This window comes from Martelella sp., from assembly GCF_984369615.1.
On the sequence record NZ_CFHTCS010000239.1, the window covers coordinates 1 to 6,822 of the forward strand.

Below are 6,822 nucleotides of genomic sequence, written 5' to 3' on the forward strand. Positions count from 1 at the left end.
GGATTTCAAGCGCCCGGGCCCGGTTGGGAAGCCGGCGGATGAAGCCGCGTTCCTCAAGCGCCGTGATCAGGCGGTGGATGCCCGACTTCGACGCCAGATCAAGCGCCTCCTTCATCTCATCGAAGGACGGGGGAATGCCTGTCTCCTTCATCCGTTCGTGGATGAAATAAAGCAGTTCCTGTTGCTTGCGCGTCAGCATCGTCAACCCCTTGCCTTCGAAACAAATACAGAACGTTTATATCTGTTCTCACTGTGTTCCGCAAGGCGAAAGAGTCCATCTCTCAAAAACCGGCCGCCGAACAGCCGGATGGTCACGCGTCAAAATACCGCGTTACCGTCGCTCGCCGCGATTAATGGTTCATTGCTATCTGAATTTGGTGAGCGCGCAGGGGTTCGAACCCTGGACCTACTGATTAAAAGTCAGTTGCTCTACCGGCTGAGCTACGCGCTCCCTCGACCGGCGCCTGTGCAAAGGGCCAGCGGAAAGTGGGCGGAACATAGAAAGGGTCTTTGCGAAGGTCAACCCGGAAATTCGGCTTGTAACGACAATTCAGCGTCACGGAAACTTTGCCGAAAGGTGATTGGAATTGATCGGCGCTCTGGTTTATGAAGCCGGCGGGTCCCGCGTCGCCTGTGTTGCTGATTAAACGATGCGCGCCGGCGCCTGGCGACCGCTTCCGCGCAGGTCAGGGACCGGAGGTGAGGCGGGAACATGGCAGCAAAATTAAACAAGGTCTTGGAACATTCTTCTGAAGCTGTTTCGTAGAATTTCTCTGGCTGGCAAACGGGAGAATACCTGGTGTCGATTGGTGATATCTCGCTGTGGACCGCGCTATTCGCCGGCGCGCTGTCCTTTCTGTCTCCCTGCGTGCTGCCGCTGGTGCCGCCCTATCTGTGCTACATGGCCGGGATCTCGATCGACCAGTTCAAGGGGGATACGAAGGTCCGGCCGGCCAGCGTTCTCCTGCCGGCGCTGTTCTTCACCCTCGGCTTCGCGACGGTTTTCGTGGCGCTCGGCGCAGGGGCATCGTCGATCGGCCAGTTGCTGCGGCAATATATGGATATCCTCGCCAAGGTCGGCGGCGTGATCATCATCATCATGGGGCTGAATTTCCTCGGCGTGCTGAAAATCCCGTTCCTGTCGCGCGAGGCGCGGTTTCACGGCGGCGGAAAGCCGGCAAGCGTTTCCGGCGCCTATGTGATGGGGCTTGCCTTCGCCTTTGGCTGGACGCCGTGCATCGGCCCCGTTCTGGGCGCCATCCTCGCCGTGGCGGCGACAAAGGCGACGGTGGCCAACGGCGCTGTGCTGCTGGCCATCTATTCGCTTGGCCTTGCCGTGCCCTTCTGGATCGCCGCGCTGTTCTCGGGCGCCTTCATGCGCTTCCTCTCGCGCTTCCGAAGACATCTGGGCGCGGTGGAAAAAACCATGGGCGCGCTGCTGATTCTCACCGGGCTCGCCTTTCTTTTCGGCTTCATTGCGGATATGGCGATCTGGTTCCAGCAGACCTTCCCCGTTCTTTCCCAAATCGGCTAGGGCCTGCGAAACCCGGGGTTTCGCGCAATGTCAGGCATTTTCCAGCTTCTCTTTCCGTTCTTCGGGCTGATCGCCGTCGGCTTCATCGCCGCCAGGATCATCCGGCAGCCTGAGGCGGGCCTCGTCTGGCTCAATGTCTTCATCGTCTATGCGGCGCTGCCGGCGCTGTTTTTCAAGCTCGTTTCGAACACGCCGTTCGATCAGCTCGCCCGGCTCGATTTCATTTCGGTCGACCTGACGGCGACCTATTGCGTGTTCCTGGCGCTCTTTGCCGCCGGCTATTTCTGGAAACGCAACGGCGTGCGCGAAAGCACGATCCAGGCCTTTGCCGGTTCCTACGGCAATATCGGCTATATGGGACCTGGGCTTGCACTTCTGGCTTTGGGAGAGGCGGCGGCCGTGCCGGTGGCGTTGATCGTCTGTTTCGAAAACGCCCTGCATTTCATCGTGGCGCCGACGGTGATGGCGGTGGCTGAAGGCGGGACCGTGCGCAAGAGCGCGCTTGCCCGCCAGGTGCTGGCAAAGGCGCTGCTGCATCCCTTCATCATTGCCACCGCGCTCGGCTTTGCGGTTGCGGCGACAGGCGCCCCCGTGCCGGAAGCCGTCGACAGACTGGTCGACTATCTGGCGCAGGCCGCCGCGCCCTGCGCGCTCTTCGCCATGGGGGTGACGCTTGCTCTCAGGCCGGTGAAACGGGTGCCGGCGGAGATCGGCTATATCGTGCCCGCCAAGCTCGTCCTTCACCCGCTTCTGGTCTATGCCTTCATGATGATCCATGGCGGCTTCGATCCGGTCTGGGTCGAGGCGGCGGTGCTGCTGGCGGCGCTGCCCACGGCCACCAATGTTTTCGTCATCGCCCAGCAATACGGCATCTGGTACGAGCGCGCCTCGGCGACGATCCTGATCACCACCGTCTGCTCGGCCACCACGCTTGCCGTGCTCCTGGCGCTGATCGACGGGAGCGTGATCCCGCTTTAACCTGCAAAGAGCGCCTTGACGCCCCTGAGCGGCTCCACGCCTTCGCGCATGGCGAACTGGCGCAGCGGCGGCACGGCCGACAGCATGTAAAGTCCGGCCGAACGGGCAAGTTGGGCGGGAATGAAATCGGCGAGCAGCGAACGGTTCAGCAAATCGACGCTCGCCGTCCTGCTCCAGACGTCCGAGCGACGCATGAAATCATAGCGCTCGCCGGTCCGCGACGAGATCTTCGAGCCGTCGATGCCGTCCAGCATTCGGGCAAGGCGCATGATATCACGCAGCGAAAGATTGAGGCCCTGCGCGCCGATCGGCGGAAAGGCATGGGCGGCCTCGCCGACAAGCACCATCCGGCCCTTGCCGAAGCGGTTCGCCACCATCGAGGAGAGCGGCCATTTCTGCACCGGTCCCTCGACCGAAACGCTCCCGAGCAGCGACTGCATGCGCTCCTCGATGGCGGCGGCGATCTCTTCTTCCGGCCGCGCGGCCATGGCCTCCGCAGCGGGGGTGTCCATCACCCAGACAAGGCTGGAGCGGTGCCTGTCCGGCAGCGGCACCTGGGTGAAGGGGCCGCCGCGGGTGTGAAACTCCGTCGAGATATCGTCATGGGCAAGCGCATGAGCGAAATTGAGCACGACGGCCGACTGTTTGTAGGACCATTGCCTGACGGAAATGCCGGCGCTTTCGCGCACCTTCGAACGCCGACCGTCAGAGCCGACCACGAGATCGGCTGAAATCGCTTCGCCGTCGGCAAGCGTCAGCGAAACCGCGTCCTTGCCGGCAAGGATCGTCTCGGCGCTGCTTTCGAGATGGGCGATGTTGGGTTCGCCCCGCACCGCATCCGCAAGTCTGGCGACGAGAACCCTGTTGGGAATATTGTAGCCGAAAGCCTCAAGATCGATCTCGGCGGAACGGAAGGCGACCGTTGGCGCGCGCACAAGCCGGCCCGTGCCGTCGATGATGCGCATGGTTTTCAGGGGCGCCGCCTCCGGCTTGATCGCCTGCCAGAGGCCAAGGCGGGTCAGAAGCGCGATCGAGTGATCCATCAGCGCCGTGGTGCGGTGGTCGCTCACCCTCGGCGCAGGCGCGACAAGCGCGACCTTTCGTCCGGCACGGGCAAGCGCGAGTGCGGAAATCATTCCGGCAGGTCCGCCGCCGACAACGGCAATCTCATAATCCGACATCTGAAAAACCTCGTCTCAACCGGGAAACGTTTGCATCCGATATAATGCGGCTTTCCCGGTTTTGCCGCGAAAAATTATGGAAAAACATGTTTTTTTTGTACCTCGGGCCGGTTCTGGTGCATTGTGGGGGTATTGAGGCCACAGGGCCGTTTCAGGCCGGAACGTGACGGAAATCGAATGGGTTTATTCAGTCAGCGCAGAGTTCCTTACGCGGAGATCCGGGCGTTTTCCGTCCATATCCTGACGGCATCGGGCTCGTTTCTGGCTTTCCTCGGGGTGGTCGCAGCCGCCGAGGGGCGATTCGTTGCCATGTTCTGGTGGCTCGGCGCGGCGCTTCTGGTCGACGGCATCGACGGGCCGATCGCGCGGCGCCTCAAGGTCAGCGAGGTGCTGCCCAGCTGGTCGGGCGTCATGCTCGACAACATCATCGACTATGTTACCTATGTGCTGCTGCCGGCCTTTGCGCTCTACCAGTCGCATATGATCGGCGAGCCGCTGTCCTTCGTCGCCGCCGCGCTGATCGTCGTTTCCAGCGCGATCTATTACGCAGACAGCGGCATGAAGACCGACGAGAATTTCTTCTCCGGCTTCCCCGTGGTCTGGAACATGGTGGTGTTCTCCTTCTTCGTGATCGAGCCGTCCTCGCTGCTCGCAATGGCGATCGTTCTGGTCTCGGTCGCGCTCACCTTCGCGCCGGTCAACTTCCTGCATCCGGTCCGGGTCAAGCGGTTGCGGCCGCTCAATCTCGGCGTCTTTGCGGTCTGGTGCATCACCGGCTTCATCGCGCTTCTTGCCCGTTTCGATGCGCCGGTGTTGATCGAAGCGCTGTTCGTCGCAAGCGGCGTGTATCTTTATCTCATCGGGATGGTGCTTCAGTTTCTGCCGAAGCTCGGCTCGCGGGCGGCCGAGACACGGGCCGAGTTTTGACGGAGGCTGCCACTCGGTTGAATAAAGTCGTTGGGAAATCGGCAAAAGTCATTGCGTTTCAATGAGGGTTCGTGCTTCATTTGTACGCAGTACGGGGGAAGTTCTATTTTTTAATCAATTTCCGGGGCTTGATGCGTGCGGCAGGACCGGTATGCGTTTTCGGGTGAAGACCGGAGGGCAGTTTGAACCAAAACGATAATCAGGCGGGCGGACCGCTGCTGTCCGTCCGGGGTCTGACGAAATATTTCGGCACTTTCGCCGCCTGCGACGGTATCGATCTCACCATCGACAAGGGCGAAATCCACGCTTTGCTCGGCGAGAACGGCGCCGGCAAATCCACATTGGTCAAGATGCTGTTCGGCGTGCTGGAGCCGTCCGAAGGCGAAATCCTGTGGGAGGGCAAGCCACAGCGCATTGAGGCGCCGGCTGCCGCCCGCAGGATCGGCATCGGCATGGTGTTCCAGCATTTTTCGCTGTTCGAGGCGCTGACGGTCGCCGAGAATATCGCGCTATCGCTCGATCCGGGCATTTCCCTTGCGAAGATCGCGGAAGAGTCACGCAGGCTTTCGGTCGAATACGGCTTGCCGCTCGACCCGCGCGCCCATGTCGCCGATCTCTCGGTCGGCGAGCGCCAGCGCATTGAGATCGTGCGGGCGCTGTTGCAGAACCCGAGCCTGATCATCCTCGACGAGCCGACATCGGTTCTGACCCCGCAGGAAGCCGACCGGCTGTTCGAGACGCTTGCCAAGCTGAAGGCGGAAGGGCGCTCGGTTCTCTATATCTCTCACAGGCTGGAAGAGGTGCAACGCATCTGCGACAAGGCGACCGTGCTGCGCCACGGCAAGGTGACGGGCGACTGCAACCCGCGCAATGAGACTGCATCGTCGCTGGCGCGGATGATGGTCGGCGGCGAAGTGTCCGAGATCACCCGGCCGGAGGCGATCAAGGCCGGCAAGGTTCTGCTTGAGGCGAAGGGGCTGAACGCGCCGGCGCGCACGCCGTTTTCCACCGCGCTCAAGGATATCTATCTCGAGGTGAAGGCCGGCGAGATCCTGGCCATTGCGGGGGTGGCCGGCAATGGCCAGTCGGAGCTGTTCGACGCGCTTTCCGGCGAATATCCGGTTGACGACAACATCTCCGTCCAGATCGACGGCCAGCCCGTCGGCGCCAAGGGCATCAATGCCCGGCGCAAGCTCGGCGCGGGGTTCGTTCCCGAGGAGCGCCACGGCCATGCCGCGGTGACCGGCATGACGCTTTCCGAAAACCTGATTCTGGCGCGCAACCAGGCCGAATCGGAGACCTTTCTGGCCGGCGGTCCGCTGAGGGTCATCCGCCGCGCCGTCGCCCGCGCGCGCACTGGCGAGATCGCCGGCTTCATGGATGTGCGCAAGAGCGGCGAGAACCCGGCGGCCGGCTCGCTTTCGGGCGGCAATCTGCAGAAGTTCATCGTTGGGCGCGAGCTCGACCGCAAGCCCAAGGTCATCATCGTCAACCAGCCGACCTGGGGCGTGGATGCCGGCGCTGCGGCCCATATCCGCCAGTCGCTCGTCGACCTTGCCAAATCGGGCTCTGCCGTTCTGGTGATTTCGCAGGATCTTGACGAGATTTTCGAGATCGCGACAAGGATCGCGGTCATCTCCGAGGGCCGGCTTTCGGACAGCCATCCGGCCGAAACGATGACGCGAGAGCGGATCGGGCTGTTGATGGGCGGTATCCATGGCGAGGATGCGGGCAAGGACGTGGAGACCGCCGATGCGCATTGAACTTGAACGGCGCGCCGACAGTTCGCCGCTGTTTTCGCTGCTCTCGCCGCTGATCGCGTTCGGCCTGACGGTGTTCTTCGGCGCGATCATGTTCGCGCTTTTGGGCAAGGACCCGATGGAGGCGCTCTACAGCTTCTTCATCGAACCGCTCACCGACATCTGGTCGCTGCACGAACTGATGATCAAGGCCGCGCCGCTGATCATGATCGCGGTCGGGCTGACGGTTTGCTACCGATCCAACATCTGGAATATCGGCGCGGAGGGCCAGTTCACCGTCGGCGCCATCGTCGGCTCCATCGTGCCGGTCTATTTCTACGAATGGTCGTCGCCGCTGCTGCTGCCGATCATGCTGGTGATGGGCGCCGTCGGCGGCGCGCTCTATGCCGGCATTCCGGCGCTGTTGAAGAACTACTTCAACACCAACGAGATCCTGACGTCG

General features: G+C 62.0%; 7 protein-coding genes and 1 tRNA gene. 5 read left to right on the forward strand and 3 right to left on the reverse strand.

Annotated elements, in window-relative coordinates; all coding sequences use genetic code 11:
* On the reverse strand, positions 1-199 hold a 199-nt coding region (locus AC5DC2_RS16745; RefSeq protein ID WP_491699296.1), incomplete at its 3' end, for a LexA family protein.
* 176 nt (positions 200-375) lie between these two features.
* Positions 376-451: transfer RNA gene (locus AC5DC2_RS16750), tRNA-Lys, on the reverse strand.
* Between the two features lie 348 nt (positions 452-799).
* Between AC5DC2_RS16750 and AC5DC2_RS16755 the strand changes: the two genes are divergently transcribed.
* Both AC5DC2_RS16755 and AC5DC2_RS16760 read left to right on the forward strand, forming a co-directional pair.
* The gene (locus AC5DC2_RS16755; protein ID WP_024707827.1) at positions 800-1,534 is read left to right on the forward strand and encodes a cytochrome c biogenesis CcdA family protein; all 735 of its coding nucleotides are present in this window, start codon (positions 800-802) and stop codon (positions 1,532-1,534) included.
* Between the two features lie 27 nt (positions 1,535-1,561).
* The gene (locus tag AC5DC2_RS16760; protein ID WP_491699297.1) at positions 1,562-2,512 is read left to right on the forward strand and encodes an AEC family transporter; all 951 of its coding nucleotides are present in this window, start codon (positions 1,562-1,564) and stop codon (positions 2,510-2,512) included.
* On the opposite strand, the gene AC5DC2_RS16765 is transcribed toward AC5DC2_RS16760, so the two are convergent.
* A complete protein-coding gene (locus AC5DC2_RS16765) occupies positions 2,509-3,693 on the reverse strand; it encodes a UbiH/UbiF family hydroxylase (protein ID WP_491699298.1) in 1,185 nt (394 codons plus the stop codon). The two genes, AC5DC2_RS16760 and AC5DC2_RS16765, sit on opposite strands and share 4 nt — an antisense overlap.
* Before the next feature lie 177 nt (positions 3,694-3,870).
* On the opposite strand from AC5DC2_RS16765, the gene pcsA reads away from it, so the two are divergent.
* From pcsA to AC5DC2_RS16780, 3 genes are all read left to right on the forward strand, one after another.
* Positions 3,871-4,620, forward strand: coding sequence for a phosphatidylcholine synthase (pcsA, locus tag AC5DC2_RS16770; protein WP_491699299.1), 750 nt, complete (start codon positions 3,871-3,873; stop codon positions 4,618-4,620).
* Positions 4,621-4,802: 182 nt separating this feature from the next.
* On the forward strand, positions 4,803-6,383 hold the full coding sequence (locus AC5DC2_RS16775; RefSeq protein ID WP_024707831.1) for an ABC transporter ATP-binding protein: 1,581 nt from the start codon (positions 4,803-4,805) through the stop codon (positions 6,381-6,383).
* The coding region (locus AC5DC2_RS16780; RefSeq protein ID WP_491699300.1) for an ABC transporter permease at positions 6,373-6,822 on the forward strand (450 nt) is incomplete at its 3' end. The genes AC5DC2_RS16775 and AC5DC2_RS16780, both read left to right, overlap by 11 nt.